Source organism: Comamonas sp. AG1104 (assembly GCF_003350425.1).
Classification (GTDB): Bacteria; Pseudomonadota; Gammaproteobacteria; order Burkholderiales; family Burkholderiaceae_C; genus Comamonas; species Comamonas testosteroni.
The window spans coordinates 126,175-140,967 of sequence record NZ_QQAS01000008.1 but is presented as its reverse complement, the minus strand read 5'-3'; the positions used below and the strand labels follow the sequence as shown (position 1 = coordinate 140,967).

General features: G+C 62.6%; 14 protein-coding genes. 10 read left to right on the top strand and 4 right to left on the bottom strand.

The genetic code is table 11. The annotated features are described in order from the left end of the window. The first annotated feature begins 14 nt into the window (after positions 1-14). From DFO48_RS21045 to DFO48_RS21025, 5 genes are all read left to right on the top strand, one after another. Complete coding sequence (locus DFO48_RS21045; RefSeq protein ID WP_114864656.1) at positions 15-749, top strand: GntR family transcriptional regulator; 735 nt, start codon at positions 15-17, stop codon at positions 747-749. Continuing rightward, entirely contained in the window at positions 746-1,567 is an 822-nt protein-coding gene (locus tag DFO48_RS21040; RefSeq protein WP_114864655.1) for a 3-hydroxybutyrate dehydrogenase, read from the top strand. The genes DFO48_RS21045 and DFO48_RS21040 overlap by 4 nt, the downstream gene beginning before the upstream one ends. A 118-nt stretch (positions 1,568-1,685) precedes the next feature. Beyond that, positions 1,686-2,999, top strand: coding sequence for a fumarylacetoacetase (gene fahA / locus DFO48_RS21035; RefSeq protein ID WP_114864654.1), 1,314 nt, complete (start codon positions 1,686-1,688; stop codon positions 2,997-2,999). A 98-nt stretch (positions 3,000-3,097) separates the two neighbouring features. Next, positions 3,098-4,435 carry an SPOR domain-containing protein gene (locus DFO48_RS21030; RefSeq protein WP_114864653.1) on the top strand — a complete coding sequence of 446 codons (1,338 nt, stop codon included), beginning with the start codon at positions 3,098-3,100 and terminating at the stop codon, positions 4,433-4,435. Between the two features lie 152 nt (positions 4,436-4,587). After that, a complete protein-coding gene (locus DFO48_RS21025) occupies positions 4,588-4,947 on the top strand; it encodes an I78 family peptidase inhibitor (protein WP_114864652.1) in 360 nt (119 codons plus the stop codon). Between the two features lie 14 nt (positions 4,948-4,961). Here DFO48_RS21025 and hemW read toward each other — a convergent pair whose 3' ends face one another. The 4 genes from hemW to DFO48_RS21005 all read right to left on the bottom strand — a co-directional run bounded on the left by hemW (position 4,962) and on the right by DFO48_RS21005 (position 9,024). Next, positions 4,962-6,191 (bottom strand): radical SAM family heme chaperone HemW, encoded by a 1,230-nt coding sequence (gene hemW / locus DFO48_RS21020; RefSeq protein ID WP_114864651.1) that lies wholly within the window; start codon positions 6,189-6,191, stop codon positions 4,962-4,964. Between the two features lie 205 nt (positions 6,192-6,396). Next, positions 6,397-6,996, bottom strand: coding sequence for a non-canonical purine NTP pyrophosphatase (locus tag DFO48_RS21015; RefSeq protein WP_003072860.1), 600 nt, complete (start codon positions 6,994-6,996; stop codon positions 6,397-6,399). Between the two features lie 94 nt (positions 6,997-7,090). Further along, positions 7,091-7,996, bottom strand: a complete 906-nt coding sequence (locus tag DFO48_RS21010) for a PP2C family serine/threonine-protein phosphatase (RefSeq protein WP_003072858.1) — start codon at positions 7,994-7,996, stop codon at positions 7,091-7,093. After that, positions 7,993-9,024, bottom strand: coding sequence for a serine/threonine-protein kinase (locus DFO48_RS21005; RefSeq protein ID WP_034348094.1), 1,032 nt, complete (start codon positions 9,022-9,024; stop codon positions 7,993-7,995). Before DFO48_RS21005 ends, DFO48_RS21010 begins: the two co-directional genes overlap by 4 nt. 89 nt (positions 9,025-9,113) lie before the next feature. Here DFO48_RS21005 and DFO48_RS21000 point away from each other — a divergent pair, with 89 nt between their 5' ends. From DFO48_RS21000 to DFO48_RS20980, 5 genes are all read left to right on the top strand, one after another. Continuing rightward, positions 9,114-10,007, top strand: a complete 894-nt coding sequence (locus tag DFO48_RS21000) for a YicC/YloC family endoribonuclease (RefSeq protein WP_034348093.1) — start codon at positions 9,114-9,116, stop codon at positions 10,005-10,007. Between the two features lie 61 nt (positions 10,008-10,068). Beyond that, complete coding sequence (gene gmk / locus DFO48_RS20995; protein WP_003072850.1) at positions 10,069-10,698, top strand: guanylate kinase; 630 nt, start codon at positions 10,069-10,071, stop codon at positions 10,696-10,698. Between the two features lie 18 nt (positions 10,699-10,716). Then, positions 10,717-10,920 (top strand): DNA-directed RNA polymerase subunit omega, encoded by a 204-nt coding sequence (gene rpoZ / locus DFO48_RS20990; protein ID WP_003052081.1) that lies wholly within the window; start codon positions 10,717-10,719, stop codon positions 10,918-10,920. 104 nt (positions 10,921-11,024) lie between these two features. Further along, the gene (locus DFO48_RS20985) at positions 11,025-13,280 is read left to right on the top strand and encodes a bifunctional (p)ppGpp synthetase/guanosine-3',5'-bis(diphosphate) 3'-pyrophosphohydrolase (protein ID WP_003072847.1); all 2,256 of its coding nucleotides are present in this window, start codon (positions 11,025-11,027) and stop codon (positions 13,278-13,280) included. A 120-nt stretch (positions 13,281-13,400) separates the two neighbouring features. Beyond that, positions 13,401-14,732 (top strand): lytic murein transglycosylase, encoded by a 1,332-nt coding sequence (locus tag DFO48_RS20980; protein ID WP_114864650.1) that lies wholly within the window; start codon positions 13,401-13,403, stop codon positions 14,730-14,732. The last annotated feature ends 61 nt before the right edge of the window (positions 14,733-14,793 follow it).

The following is a 14,793-nucleotide window of genomic DNA, read 5'->3' as shown; positions in this document are numbered from 1 at the left end:
CGAAACCGTTGCTTATGACTGCTACGTCCACCGCCTCCCAATCTCGCGACAAGCTGCACCTGCAGCTGGCCCGGCTGTTTCGCAACAAGATAGCGACGGGCGAGTGGCCGGTCGGACAAAGCATTCCCACGGTCGAGGAGCTTGAGGCCCTGCACAGCGTCTCGCGCACCACGGTGCGCATGGCCGTACATGCGCTGGTCGACGAAGGCCTGCTGGAGACCCGCAAGCGCGGCGGCACCAAGGTCGTGGGCCAGCCCTACAAGCCCCCATCCTTTTTGCTGCCCACGACCTGGCAGGAGCTGGTGGCCTTTGGCGAGCTGATTCAGCAGACCACGCTGCAGCAGGCGAATGACTGCGTGCCGCCCATTCCGGCCGGCTTCCCTTCCCCTGGCGAACTGGCCCCTGCCTATACCTATTTTTTGCGCGTGCACAAGCACGGCGATGCACGCTTTTGCCTGTCCGAGCTGTACCTGGAACAGAACCTCTACCCCAGGCTGCAAGAACAGCTGGAGCGCACCACGCTGGCTCAGGCGCTGGGAAATGATCCAGCGCAGATCGCCACGGCCCGCCAGTATCTGAGCGTAGCCCCGGCCGACGAGCTGATTGCCGAGCATCTGGGCGTGCCGCTGGGCACGCCATTGATGCAGGCGTTGCGCTGGGCCTGCAATCCACAAGGCCTGATCGTCTATTGGGCCAAGGTACGCTTCATCAGCGAATACGTGCATATCGAAATGGACCTGCTCAAATGAACACCGTCCTGCCCCAAGTCCAGCAGCTCTCCAAGCCCCATAGCGGCCGCGTGGCCTGGATCACCGGCTCCACCAGCGGCATAGGCTGGGCCGTTGCCAGACAACTGGCCGGCGAAGGTGCCGCCATTGCCCTGCATGGCAGCGCCGCCCCCAGCGCTCGCACCGATGCCCAGCTGGCCGAGCTGCAGGCACTGGGTGTGGCAGCCCGCTATTACGCGCTCGACCTGGCTGACGGCGAAGCCATTGCTCCCCTGGCCCGACGTATTGCCGCCGATCTGGGGGAAGTGGACATTCTGGTCAACAACGCAGGCATGCAGCATGTGGAGTCGGTGCTCAGCTTCCCTGCGGCCCAGTGGAACACCATGCTGGCCGTCAACCTGAGCGCACCGTTTCACACCATACAAGCCTGCACACCGGCCATGCTGGAGCGCGGCTGGGGGCGCATCATCAATATGGCATCCGTCAGCGGCCTGGTCGGCGTGGCCCACAAGCCCGCCTATGTGGCCAGCAAGCACGGCCTGCTGGGCCTGAGCAAATCCGTGGCGCTGGAGCTGGCCACCACGCCCGTGACCTGCAACGCCATCTGCCCCGGCTGGGTGCTCACACCGCTGGTACAGGCCCAGATCCAGGCCCTGGCGCTACGCGAAAACCTGGACGAGCCCGCAGCCCGCGCCAAGTTGCTGGGAGCCAAGCAACCCTCGCAGGCTTTTGTAACGGTGGAGCAGGTTGCGGCGCTGGTCAGCTTCGTGGCCAGCGACAACGCCGCCCAGGTGCGTGGTGCACAGTGGAATATGGATGGAGGCTTTACCGCGGCATGAAAGGTCCACAAGCCAGCACAAGCCAGATCCCATGGATCGGTCATAGATCAATGGCTGACAGCGCACAGCAGATCAGCGCTGCAGCCTGTTTTTATTCAAATCGTTTAAGGAGACGAACATGGCATTGAACGAAACCCACGACGCCGGCCTGCAAAGCTGGGTCACCAGCGCCAACACAGGCAGCAGCGACTTCCCCATCCAGAACCTGCCGTTTGCAGTCTTTCGTCGCAAGAACAGCAGCGAGACTTTTCGCGGCGGCGTGGCGATTGGCGACCAGGTGCTGGACATGGCGGCCGTTCGCGATGCCCAGGCACTGAGCGGCGATGTGCAGGCCCAGGTCGAAGCAGCGGCGCAGGGTCAGCTCAACAGCTTGATGGCCATGGGCCCTGCGTCATGGTCGGCCCTGCGCCTGGCCCTGTCGCGCGCCCTGCGTGCCGGCGCCGCCGAAGAAGCCGCCCTCAAGGCCTGCCTCGTGCCCCAGGCCGATGTGGAGTACAGCGTCCCCGCACAGGTGGGCGACTACACGGACTTCTACACCTCCGTGCATCACGCCACCAATGTGGGCAAGCTGTTTCGCCCCACCAACCCGCTGATGGAAAACTACAAGTGGGTGCCCATCGGCTACCACGGTCGTGCTTCCAGCATCCGCATCTCTGGCGTGGACTTCAAGCGCCCCAACGGCCAGCTCAAGGCCCCCGATTCCGACCCCGTGCTCAAGCCCTGCAACCGCCTCGACTATGAGCTGGAGATGGGCATCTATGCAGGTTCGGCCAATGCCTGGGGCGAGGCCATCGGCATCGAGGACGCCGAACACCACATCTTCGGCCTGTGCCTGCTCAACGACTGGTCGGCACGCGACGTTCAGGCCTGGGAATACCAGCCGCTGGGCCCCTTCCTGTCCAAGAACTTCGCCACCAGCATCTCGCCCTGGATCGTGACGCTGGAAGCACTGGAGCCCTATCGCACGGCATTCGTGCGCCCCTCCGAGGACCCGCAGCCCCTGCCCTACCTCAGCTGCGAGGCCAACTCGCAGCGCGGTGCGCTCGATGTGCAGCTCACGGTCGCCATCCAGACCGAGAGGATGCGCGCCGAAGGCAAGGCCGCCGAGCAGATCACCCGGACCAGCTACCGCCACGCCTACTGGACCATGGCCCAGCTGATTGCCCACCACACCGTCAACGGCTGCGATCTGCAACCCGGCGACCTGCTGGGCACGGGCACGCTGTCCGGCCCCACCATGGCCGAAGCCGGCGCCCTGCTGGAAATCACCGAAGGCGGCAAAAAGCCCTTGAGCCTGAGCAACGGCGAAACCCGCACCTTCTTGCTCGACGGCGACGCCGTGGTCTTTACCGGCTGGTGCGAAAAGCCCGGAGTCGCGCGCATCGGCTTTGGCGAATGCCGCGCCACCGTGCTGCCCGCGCACCAGGCCTGAGCGCGCCTCGGCCATCCCCCAAAGAACCGGCCTGGCGCCGGTTTTTTGTTGGGAATCTGCCTTCGGCCCGCTCGTAACGCCATGACACAATTGCAGCCATGCCTTCCGCTTCGGACACCCCCACCCCTGCGCTCGCCCCTGCTGGCCGAAACCAGCGCCAGGAGCCCGTGCTGGACCAGCCTGCACGCTCGGATGCCAGCCCCCTGCCTGCCTCCATTGCAGGAGCCTTTGCAGCCGCGGCCTATTCCATGCAGCACAGTCTGCAACACGAGCCCGGGCAGAGCGCTGCGCCTGAAGAGGAGGACAGCGGCCTGCTGCCCCAACTCTATGCCAGCCGCCTGAACCCGCGCTCGCGCGACTTTTACCTGGCCCAGTTCAAGCGCTTCGATGCCCTGGACCGCAGCCTGCCCAGCTGGAATATGGCGGCCGCCTTGCTGACCCTGGCCTGGTGCAGCCTGCACGGCCTGTGGCGCGAGGCTGCCAAATACCTGGCAGCCGTCACGGCAACCGCGCTGATCTGGTGGTTTGGCCTGCGCCCGGCTCTGCCCGAAGCCATGGCTCTGGGCCTGGGCATTGCGCTGTGGCTGGTCGCCGTAGCCGTACCCGGCCTGCTGGGCAATGGCTGGTACTGGCGCAAGATCAGGGCCCAGACGCTGCAGGCGATCACGGACGCACCCAATATGGCTGCCGCCCATGCCGCCTTGCAGGCACAAGTCGGCTCTCCTCGCAACAGAACCGCAGCCATGCTGGTGCTGGCCCTGCCTGTTGCAGCGCTCGCAGGCGCAGGCCTGGCATTGCTGCCCGCAGGCAACCCTGTACCTCCCAGGAGCGCCGAGCCTGCAGCCATCACCCGGCCCGCTGCAGACAGCGCCTCCGCCCCTCGCCCCATGGCAAGCCCGGCCCCGGCAGGTCCCGCCGCAGCCGCCCAGCCCGAGACCCGTCCGCCAGAGCCGGTGCCCACCGCCGCAGCCGAAACGGACGGCAGCGCCGGCAAAGCGGTGCCTCCAGCACCTGCCCAGGTGCAAGACAAGACGGCGGCCCAGGCCGAGCCTGGCGCACAACCGCCGGCAGCACCGGCTGACAAGCCCGCCGCCAAGCCTGCAGCGGAGCCCAAAGAGCAGCCCGTAACAGCTGCGTCACAAGCGGCGTCAAAAGCGGCGCCGCAAGCCGGCTCGGATCTGGTTCCTGGCAAGTTCTATCTGAATCTGGGCGTCTATTCCGAGGCCGGCAATGCAGACAAGGTACTGGCGCAGCTGCAAAAGTCCAGACTGCCCGCGCTGACGCAGAAGATGAGCAGCAACAAAGGGGAAGTCACCCGAGTGCGCAGCGGCCCCTTCGAGAGCCGAAAGCGCGCTGAAAAGGCTGCGCGCAAGCTGCAGGCCGCAAATATCGAAGCCGGCATCTTTCAGAGTACAGACGAAACCCACAAGCCATAGACCAGACGCAAGCACGCCAGGAACTTATGCAAAAAACACAGTAAATCCCTTGGTTGCATTGCGTTTATAGCTATCAATTTCGCCAACAACCTTGTTGCACCCGCTTGCATATCGGGGCCTGGTCTGGCAGGCGCGGGGACCTGGGGGGCGCTATGGTGTGGGGCATGAAGCATCGAACCCCCAATCTGCATATTTCCACCCGCCCTTTGCTGGGCATGGCTGCTGCCTGCATGGCTGTGCTGATGGCTGGCTGCGCCAGCAACGGCACGGTCGCAGGCGGCACGACCGCCCCGCCTGCGCGTCAACTGCAGGTATGCCATGCGGAGCCCGTACAGATCTATATCGGCCACAGCACGGTGGCGTCGACGCTGGAGACCATCCGCCAGAAATCCGGCTCGTATCTGCTGCGCGTGCTGCGCGAGGGTCAGCCCGCGACCATGGAATACAACCAGGAGCGCCTGAACGTCATCACCAATGAAGCAGGCAAGATCACGGCGCTGCGCTGCGGCTGAGCACCCAGCAGGACTTACAGGAACATTTCCTGCAGGTCGCTCAGAAAGTCAAAGCCGCGCTCGGTGGGCACCACGCGGCCCAGATCACGGCTGATCAGGCCCTTGGCCTGGGCCTGATCGAGCCCCTTGGCAATGGCCGACATGGGCAGGCCCGTGCGCTCCATGAACTCCTGCAAGGCAAAGCCGCCGCGCAGGCGCAGCGCGTTGAGCATGTATTCGAACGGCAGCTCGGCACGCTTGACCTCGTTGTCCTGTGCCAAGGGCGTTCCGGCCAGCGCCATGTCCATGTAGCGGGCCGGATCGCGGAAACGCACCTGGCGCACGATGCGGTGGGCAAAGCTCAGCTTGCTGTGCGCACCAGCGCCAATGCCCAGATAGTCGCCGAACTGCCAGTAGTTGCTGTTGTGAAAGCACTGGTGACCATCCTTGGCATAGGCCGAGACTTCGTAGCGCTGCATGCCGGCTCCCTGGGTGCTGGCCGTGATCAGGTCCAGCATCTCATAGGCCGTATCGTCCTCCGGCACCACGGGCGGATATTTGGCGAAATAGGTGTTTGGCTCAATGGTGAGGTGATAAATCGACAGATGTGGCGGTGCAAACGACAGTGCCGTGTCCACATCGCGCTGCAGATCGACCAGGCTCTGGCCGGGCAGCGCATACATGAGATCGATGTTGAAGGTCTCGAAATTGTCGGCCGCCTCGCGCACCGCAGCCTGGGCCTGCGCCGCATCATGCACACGGCCCACAGCCTGCAGATAGCGGTCGTCAAAGCTCTGCACTCCGATTGACAGGCGGTTCACGCCGGCCGCACGGAAGGCCTTGAAGCGGTCCTTCTCGAAGGTACCGGGGTTGGCTTCCATGGTGATTTCGCAATCGGGCTCCATGCGCAGACGCGCGCGCAGACCGGCAATCAGCTTGTCCATGGATTCGGGCGAAAACAGGCTGGGCGTGCCCCCGCCCATGAAGACGCTGTGCACCGTGCGCCCCCAGATCAGCGGCAGTGCAGACTCCAGATCGGCCATCAGAGCATCGATATAGCGATCCTCGGGCAGCGCATCTCCCTTGGCCCAGGCATGCGAGTTGAAATCGCAATACGGGCATTTCTTCAGGCACCAGGGCAGGTGCACATACAGAGACAGCGGCGGCAAGCTGCCCAGCTGCAATGTACCGGGCCGCATGTAGTGCTGAATATCGCGCTGCACCGCCGCTTCGGCAGTCTCTGTTTGAGGCTGAATGGGGATCATGGGAAATATGCTTTTCTAGCGCAAACAAAACCGACACCGCTAAAACTGGCACACCCCAACCGGGGGACAGCAAGCAAGGGCCTAGGCGGCCCCGCCGCCCCGCAGCGAGGCTGTCGTCCCCCTTCCATAGCGCGCAGAGAAAGGGGGAAGGCGCGGGGCCGCCTAGGCAAAGCGCCTCAGGGGGAGTGCGGTCAAAGACCGCTGGTTATAACCATCTCTCTTTCACCATCGCGATCATCTTCCGAGAAGAAAGTCCTCGATGGCTGTGTGCATGCTTGAGCTCGGGCTCCATCTCGGCAAAGGTCAAGCCCAGCTCGGGGATCAGCAGTACCGGGTCAAAGCCAAAGCCATTGCTGCCACGGCGCTCGGTCGTGAGCAAAGCCTGCACGCGACCTACGGCAATCAGCGGCTCTGGGTCCTTGGGCGAACGCACGCCCACCAGGGTGCTGACCATGGCGGCACGGCGGTTGGTCACGCCCTGCATCTGCTCGAGCAGCGCGCGCACATTGTTTTCGTCGCTTTTCTCGTAGCCGAACTGGGTGCAATAGTAGGCCGTGTCCACACCGGGCAGACCGCCGAAATGATCCACACACATGCCGGCATCATCGGCAATGGCAGGCAAGCCGGTCTTCTCGGCCGCAAAGCGCGCCTTGGACAGGGCATTCTCCACAAAAGTGCCATAGGGCTCGGGAGCTTCTCCCTCGAACAGATCGCCTTGGCGGATCAGCTCCACGCCCAGCGGGGCAAACATGGCCTGCAACTCGACGAGCTTTCCGCGGTTGTTGGATGCCAGCACAATTTTCATAATAAAAAATCCATGCAAGCGCTTATGGCGCTTGCGCAATCAGCTATTGATTCAGTAGTTTCAAGCCAGCGCCTATTGCAGCGCGCAACCGTGTTCAGGTCTTGGCTTTCTGGCGCTGTGCCGAACGGCGTATGGCCTCGTTGATTTCTGCAATCGATCGCTCGATGGCCTCATCGTCGAGTTCATCCTCGCATTCGTCGATCGGCCCCACCTGTATCGTGGACTCGAAGCCCTGACCTTCGATCTCCTGCGTGGAGATGGAAGACGGTTCGAAATTATTCGGCGTTTCCCATACCAGTGCCAGCACGGTGACATTGTCGCTGGCGTCCCCGGCTCGCTTGAGCGCCGTATCGACCAGCATGGGCACAAAATGGGCCACGGCCTTGCCACTCATGATCTGGAGAATTTCCGGTGTCGGGACCGCCCCCCAGAGACCATCGGAGCACAGCATCAGCTGATCGCCCTCTTCAAGCCGCCTTGTCTCGCTCACATCGAAGATGGGCTTGGAAGGCGAGCCCAGGCAGGTGAACAGCACATTGCGGTTGGCCGGTGCCAATGCACCGGAGACCTTGCGCATCTCGCTGTAGGAATGGTCCCGCGTTCGCTCCACGAGCTGCCCGTCGCGCACCCAGTACAGACGCGAGTCGCCGCAGTGGATCCAGGTCACCTTGCCATCCTGCAGCACGGCCGCAACCAGCGTGGTGCGCGGTGTGTCCATCATGCCCTTGGTGCTGGCATAACGCAGGATCTGGCGATGGGCATGCAGCAGCGCCTCTTCCAGAAACAGGGCAGGCTCTTCCAGCATGGGCTTGGCCTTTTGCTGAAAAAGCGTGGAAACCACCTGCAATGCTATCTGTGCGGCCACTTCGCCGTCCGGATGCCCGCCCATGCCGTCCGCCAGCACGAACAACGCCGCCTCTCGCGTATAGCAGTAGCCCATGCGGTCTTCGTTGAGGGCACGGCCTCCTCGGCGGCTGAGCTGGAAGACGGAAAATTTCATGGTTTGCGATTGCTGTCGGTCACCGCTCCACGTTCGGAGCCGCCGAGTTTCTGAAGATTCTTCCTGGCGTCCTGCACCATGTTGTCAAACTGCATGCGCATGCGCTCCTGCATGCTGAGCTTGGTATAGCGACGCTCGCCTTCGCGGCTCAGCTCTTTTTGCAGAGCAAATACCGACTGCGGGCGCGAGAGCGGATCCATCGCCATGCACCACTCCACCACCTCGATCAGATTGTCCGAATACACGCCGCGCAGCTTGTTCAAGGCCAGGGCCAGACGGTCCTTGTCCTGACGCTGCGGAGCTTCGTTGGGCGGTATGCCCTGCATGCAGGCATAGATGCAGGCGCCAATGGCGTAGATATCGGTCCAGGGACCCAGCTGGGAATCGCGCCGGTACATCTCAGGGGCAGCAAAGCCCGGCGTGTACATGGGACGAATGAAGTTGCCCTCCTTGGACAGCACTTCACGCGCCGCGCCGAAATCGATCAGCACGGCCTTGTCGTCATTCGTGATGAAGATATTGGCGGGCTTGATGTCCAGATGCAGCATCTTGTGCTGATGCACGATGCGCAGGCCACGCAGCACCTCATCAAACAGAGAGCGAATCGTCGACTCCCTGAACACCTTGTCGGCCTTGAGCTCGCGCGCCGTGACGATGAACTCCTGCAGGGTCGCCCCTTCCAGGTAGTTCATCACCATGTAGACGGTTTCGTTTTCACGAAAGAAATTCAGCACGCTCACCACGGAGGCGTGGGAAATCTGCGCCAGCGAGCGTCCTTCCTCGAAAAAGCTCTTGAGCCCGAGTCGATAGAGAGACAGCTTTTCTGGCGCCACCATGGGCTGCAGTTCGGCAGGTGCCCGAGTGGCAAGCGAAGCCGGCAGGTACTCCTTGATCGCTACCTGCTGGCCATCGGCGTCCAGAGCCAGGTAGACAATCCCGAACCCCCCCGAGGAAATCCTGCGCACCACCCGGTATCCGCCTATTGTGCTGCCCGACGGTAGGGGGGCTGGCTTGGTTTTTGTAGACATTTTTTACCGGTAAACCTCAAGGATGATACGAAACCCGGATAATCGGGAAATTGCAAGCATCCATCAAAAGTCCAATGCCAGTTTACAGCATGACCGGATACGCCAGTGCCCAGCACAGCGCATCCGTTGAGGGTGGTCAAGAGTCCCAGTCCAACAGCCGTCTGGGCCTTGAGATCCGCGCGGTCAATAGCCGCTTTCTGGATTTGTCCTTCCGCCTTCCCGACGAACTGCGCGCCCTTGAACCGGCCCTGCGCACCTTGCTCACCGCGCGCCTCAAGCGCGGCAAGGTGGAAGTACGAGCCGCCATCGACGTCTCCAGCAACCAATCCCTGCCCATTCCCGCACCCACCCAGCTGCAACGCCTTGTGACCTTGCAGGACTCGGTTCAGGCCTGGCTGCCCAAGGCACGCGACCTGTCCGTGGCCGATGTGCTGCGCCTGTGCAGCGGCACCGCCTCCGCCACCACGGACTGGAGCGAGATTGCTCCGGCCCTGGCCGAACAGGCCATCACCGAACTGCTCGCAGCTCGCGCCCGTGAGGGCGAGCGCCTGGCCGACATGCTGCTCGACCGCATCAAGCAGCTGCGCGCGCTGGCCAAGACCGCCGCGCCGCTGGTGCCGCAACTGGTGGAGCAGCAGCGCCAGAAGTTCCTCGAGCGCTGGAAGGAGGCCATGGCCCTCGGTGAAGGCTCGGTTGCCCCCGAGGCCGCCCAGGACCGTGCCCTGGCCGAAGCCACGGCCTTTGCCATCCGCATCGACGTGGCAGAAGAAGTCACGCGTCTGGGCTCTCACCTCGACGAAATCGAGCGTCTGCTCAAAAAGGGTGGCGACATCGGCAAGCGCCTGGACTTCCTGATCCAGGAATTGCACCGTGAAGCCAACACCCTCGGCTCCAAATCAGCCACGCTGGAGCTGACCCGCATCAGCGTCGACATGAAGGTGCTGATCGAGCAAATGCGCGAACAAGTGCAGAACATCGAGTAAGCAAGCCCTGAGCGTACCTACCCCGTACGCTCGATTCATGCCCAAAGTCATGCCCAAAGTCATGGACCATCCCGGAAATCTATTTGTCGTGTCGGCACCCAGCGGTGCCGGCAAATCCTCTCTGGTACGCGCTCTGCGTGAATTCGACGCACGCGTCTACCCCTCCGTCTCCCACACCACGCGCGCGCCGCGCGGCCAGGAAAAGCACGGCCGCGAGTACTACTTCGTCTCGGACGCCGAATTCGACGCCATGGTCGCCAACAGCGGCTTTGTCGAATGGGCCAATGTGCACAGCCGCCGCTACGGCACGGCCAAGAGGTCTCTTGAAGAGCGCATCCAGAGCGGCACCGATGTGCTGCTCGAGATCGACTACCAGGGCGCCCTGCAGGTCAAGCAGGCCTTTCCCAATGCTGTGCTGATCTTCATCCTGCCGCCCAGCTGGGACGAGCTGCGCGCGCGCCTGGAAAATCGTGGCGAGGACGCACCCGAAGTCATTGAAATGCGCCTGAAGAACGCCGAAGAGGAAATGGCGCAGGTCGCAAAATTCGACTTCGTTATAATCAACGAACTGTTTGAGAGTGCGCTCTTTGATCTCAAGGCGATCATTCACGCGCAACGCCTCAAATATGCGGCCCAGCGGCGCCTTCGCGCCGACACCTTCGAGTCGCTCAATATCCCTGAATCCAACTGACCGTTCCCGGAGTTCCTGATGGCACGCATTACTGTTGAAGATAGCCTGGAGCAGATCCCCAACCGCTTCCAGCTCGTTTTGGCCGCGACTTACCGCGCCCGCATGCTCAATCAAGGCCATACCCCCAAGATTGAAACCAAGAACAAGGCCAGCGTCACTGCCCTGCGTGAAATCGCAGACGGCAAGGTAGGCCTGGAAATGCTGAAGAAGGTGCCGGGTTAAGCTGTTGCATCGCAGCACCAAAATAGACAATTAAGCACCGCTCGTCGGTGCTTTTTTGTACCTATCACCTTGCACTCGGTACTTGCAGGCTACATTTAAGGAATATGACAGCGGCCCAGAACTCGACGATTGCACCTTCTTCTACGGCACCGGCCAAGCCTCAGCGCATGCCCGCTGAGCAGGCTGCACGTGTGTCGGCTGCTGCTTTTGACGGGTTGATGGAGCATCTGGGCTATCTGGATGCCGACAGCGCCGAGCGCGTGCGCCAGGCATATGTCTACGCAGATCAAGCACATACAGATCAGTGGCGCAGCAGTGGAGACCCCTATATCACCCACCCCATCGCGGTCACGGGGATCTGCGCCAACTGGAAGCTCGATGCCCCCGCGCTGATGGCGGCCCTGCTGCATGACTCCATGGAGGATTGCGGCATCACCAAGCTGGATCTGAAGGAGCGCTTTGGCGAGGATGTGGCCGAGTTGGTGGACGGGCTGACCAAGCTGGACAAGCTGCAGTTCAATACCCGCGAGGAAAACCAGGCCGAGTCCTTTCGCAAGATGCTGCTGGCCATGGCGCGCGATGTGCGCGTCATCCTGATCAAGCTGGCCGACCGCACCCACAATATGCGCACCATGAGCGACATGCCGCGCAGCAAGTGGGGCCGCATCTCGTCCGAGACACTGGAGATCTACGCTCCCATCGCGCACCGCCTGGGTCTGAACCAGACCTATCGCGAGCTGCAGGATCTGTCGTTCAAGCATCTGCATCCCTGGCGCTATGCCACGCTGGAAAAAGCCATAGACCGCTCGCGCACGCGCCGCCGTGATCTGGTGCAGCGCGTGCAGGATGAGGTCAGCACTGCCTTTGCCACACACAGTCTGCCAGTGCGGCTGCTGGGCCGCGAGAGCACGCTGTACTCGCTGTACCAGCGCATGCAGAAGAACCAGCTGAGCTTTGCCAAGGTCACCGACATCTACGGCTTTCGCATCATCGTCCCCAAGACGCTGGACTGCTACACGGCCCTCGGGGTGCTGCACCAGAAGTACAAGCCCATGCCGGGCCGCTTCAAGGACTACATCGCCATTGCCAAGAGCAATGGCTACCAGTCGCTGCACACCACGCTGGTCGGCCCCTCCAGCGTCAGCATCGAATTCCAGATTCGCACGGAAGAGATGAACATCGTGGCCGAGGCCGGCGTCGCGGCCCACTGGCTGTACAAGGCGCAGCAAGGTCATGACTCCGAGCATCTGTCCACCCAGTGGCTGCAGTCCCTGCTCGATATCCAGAACGAGACCCGCGACGCGGCGGAGTTCTGGGATCACGTCAAGGTGGACCTCTTTCCCGATGCCGTGTACGTGTTCACGCCCAAGAGCGAGATCATGGCCATGCCGCGCGGTGCCACGGTGGTGGACTTTGCCTACGCCATCCACAGCAAGATCGGGCATCGCACCACGGCCGCCAAGATCAATGACGAGGAAGTGCCCCTGCGCACTGAACTCAAGAGCGGCGATGTGGTGCAGATCATCACCTCCGAGACCTCCACGCCCAATCCGGCCTGGCTGAGCTTTGTGAAAACCGGACGCGCCCGCTCCAAGATTCGCTCCTACCTCAAGAATGCGGCCCAGACCGAAGCCGGCCAGCTCGGAGAAACTCTGCTGGCCCAGGCCCTGCGTGCCGAAGGCATTGATAGCGTACCGTCGCAGGACGATGCCAACAAGGGCGTCTGGGACGAGATTTTGCGCATCACGGGCAACCGCACGCCCGCAGACCTCATGGTCGATATCGGCATGGGTCGCCGCATCGCCTCCCTGGTGGCCGCGCGCATGACCAGCTTCATGACCAAGCAGGGTGTGCGCCCGGATGCCCTGCTCATCACGCAGGAGCGCTTCAACACGCACAACCGCCCCTTCCAGGGCGCAGTCACGCTCAACGGCGACGAGAGCAGTTCGGTCTATTACTCGCACTGCTGCCGCCCCGTGCCGGGCGACCCGATTCTGGGCTACCTGGGCGGTCAGGGCCTGGTCGTGCACCACGCCCATTGCAACAATGCCATCAAGCTGCGTGAAAAGGATGCCGACCGTTTCATCACGGTGGACTGGTCCGACGACGTCACGCGCCTGTTCGAGGCCGGCATCGTGGTCACGGTGCAAAACAACAAGGGCGTGCTGGCCCGCGTGGCAGCCGAGCTATCGAACGCCGAAGCCGATATCGTGCGCGTCGAGATGACCGACGAAGCCGCGATCGGCACCACCGACCTGCGCTTTGTCATCTCCGTGCAGAACAGCGTTCAGCTGGAGAATGCGCTGCGCAATCTGCGCCGCCTGCACTCGGTCATTCGTGCCAGCCGCGTCATGGCCTGACCTCCTCCATGCTCCACAAGGCCGCCTCGGGCGGCCTTTTTCATGGGCGAAAGATTTTGTTGCATTCTGCGGGCGCTATCCCGCCATGCAACAGCCCTCAGGCCACGGCAGCAAGCGACAATGGCATTCATGCTCCAAACCGCACCTTCGCTTCTGAATGTCCGTCAGCCGTTGCTGATCACCGCCATCGCAACAGCCCTGCTCGCAGGCTGCGCCACCCGGTCCGAGCCTCCAGCAGCAGCGGTGTCCGAACCGGCACAGCCTGCCAAAACAGAGCAAGGCACTGACGAAGCAGCGATGGAAAGTCCCATACAGGCCAGCAACTTTGCACACTGGAAGCAGGAATTTGCCCCACGTGCACGCGCAGCAGGCATTTCGGAGCGCACACTGCGCAGCGCCCTGGCAGGCGCCAAGCTGCAACCCAGCATCATCAAGCTCGACCGCTCGCAGCCCGAGTTCACGCGCACGCCCTGGCAGTATCTGGACAGCGCCGTCTCCGCACAGCGCATCAAGACCGGCAAGCTCAAGATGCAGGAATACGCAGCCAGTCTGCAAGCGGCCAGCCAGCGTTATGGCGTGCCGGCACCCGTGATTGCAGCCATCTGGGGCATGGAGAGCAACTACGGCAGCAATTTCGGCAGCTTCTCGGCCGTGGATGCACTAGCCACTCTCGCCTTCGACGGCCGCCGCGCCGAATGGGCTCAGAAGGAGCTGATTGCCGCGCTGCGCATCATCGACAACGGCGACATCGATGCCGCCCATATGATCAGCTCGTGGGCCGGTGCCATGGGCAACACACAGTTTCTGCCCTCGGTCTTCCTGCAATATGCAGTCGATGCCGATGGAGACGGCCGCCGCGACATCTGGGGCTCCATGGCCGATGTGGCCGCCTCCACGGCCAACTATCTTGCAAGCTCGGGCTGGAACCCTGGCGAACCCTGGGGCGCTGAAGTGCGCCTGCCAGCCAATTTCGATTACGCGCGCACCGAACTTTCCACGCGCCAGAACAGCAATGCCTGGGCTGCAGAAGGCGTGCAAAGCGTGAACGGCCAGGCCTTGCCCGCGATGGCCGGAGCCAGCATCATTGCACCGGCCGGTGTCCGTGGTCCGGCCTTCATGGTGGGCAGCAACTTCCGCGCCATCCTGCGCTACAACAACTCCACCAACTATGCACTCGCCGTGGGCCTGCTTGCATCGCAACTGGCAGGCAATGGCGGCGTCAGCGCCGAATGGCCGCGCGATCTCGGCGCACTGACGCGTGAGCAGACACGGGCGCTGCAGACCGCCCTGACGCAGCTCGGCTTTGCCACCGGAGCGGCCGACGGCGTGATGGGCCCGGCCACCCGCGCAGGGCTTCGTCAGTACCAGCAGAGCCAGGGTCTGGCGGCAGACGGTTACCCCACGCTGGAGCTGCTGCAACGCCTGCAGGCTGGCAATCATCCTCAAAAATAATAGCTTTTATCGCTTATCTATCAATGATTTCAATATTAAAACTATCTGAAATCGTTGGAAA

Coding starts and splice junctions, on each gene's coding strand:
- DFO48_RS20985 (WP_003072847.1), top strand. CDS start 11,025: ATGACAGCGGCCCAGAACTCGACGATTGCACCTTCTTCTACGGCACCG.
- DFO48_RS21040 (WP_114864655.1), top strand. CDS start 746: ATGAACACCGTCCTGCCCCAAGTCCAGCAGCTCTCCAAGCCCCATAGC.
- DFO48_RS21045 (WP_114864656.1), top strand. CDS start 15: ATGACTGCTACGTCCACCGCCTCCCAATCTCGCGACAAGCTGCACCTG.
- hemW (WP_114864651.1), bottom strand. CDS start 6,191: ATGATCCCCATTCAGCCTCAAACAGAGACTGCCGAAGCGGCGGTGCAG.
- DFO48_RS20980 (WP_114864650.1), top strand. CDS start 13,401: ATGGCATTCATGCTCCAAACCGCACCTTCGCTTCTGAATGTCCGTCAG.
- fahA (WP_114864654.1), top strand. CDS start 1,686: ATGGCATTGAACGAAACCCACGACGCCGGCCTGCAAAGCTGGGTCACC.
- rpoZ (WP_003052081.1), top strand. CDS start 10,717: ATGGCACGCATTACTGTTGAAGATAGCCTGGAGCAGATCCCCAACCGC.
- gmk (WP_003072850.1), top strand. CDS start 10,069: ATGGACCATCCCGGAAATCTATTTGTCGTGTCGGCACCCAGCGGTGCC.
- DFO48_RS21025 (WP_114864652.1), top strand. CDS start 4,588: ATGGTGTGGGGCATGAAGCATCGAACCCCCAATCTGCATATTTCCACC.
- DFO48_RS21030 (WP_114864653.1), top strand. CDS start 3,098: ATGCCTTCCGCTTCGGACACCCCCACCCCTGCGCTCGCCCCTGCTGGC.
- DFO48_RS21005 (WP_034348094.1), bottom strand. CDS start 9,024: ATGTCTACAAAAACCAAGCCAGCCCCCCTACCGTCGGGCAGCACAATA.
- DFO48_RS21015 (WP_003072860.1), bottom strand. CDS start 6,996: ATGAAAATTGTGCTGGCATCCAACAACCGCGGAAAGCTCGTCGAGTTG.
- DFO48_RS21000 (WP_034348093.1), top strand. CDS start 9,114: ATGACCGGATACGCCAGTGCCCAGCACAGCGCATCCGTTGAGGGTGGT.
- DFO48_RS21010 (WP_003072858.1), bottom strand. CDS start 7,996: ATGAAATTTTCCGTCTTCCAGCTCAGCCGCCGAGGAGGCCGTGCCCTC.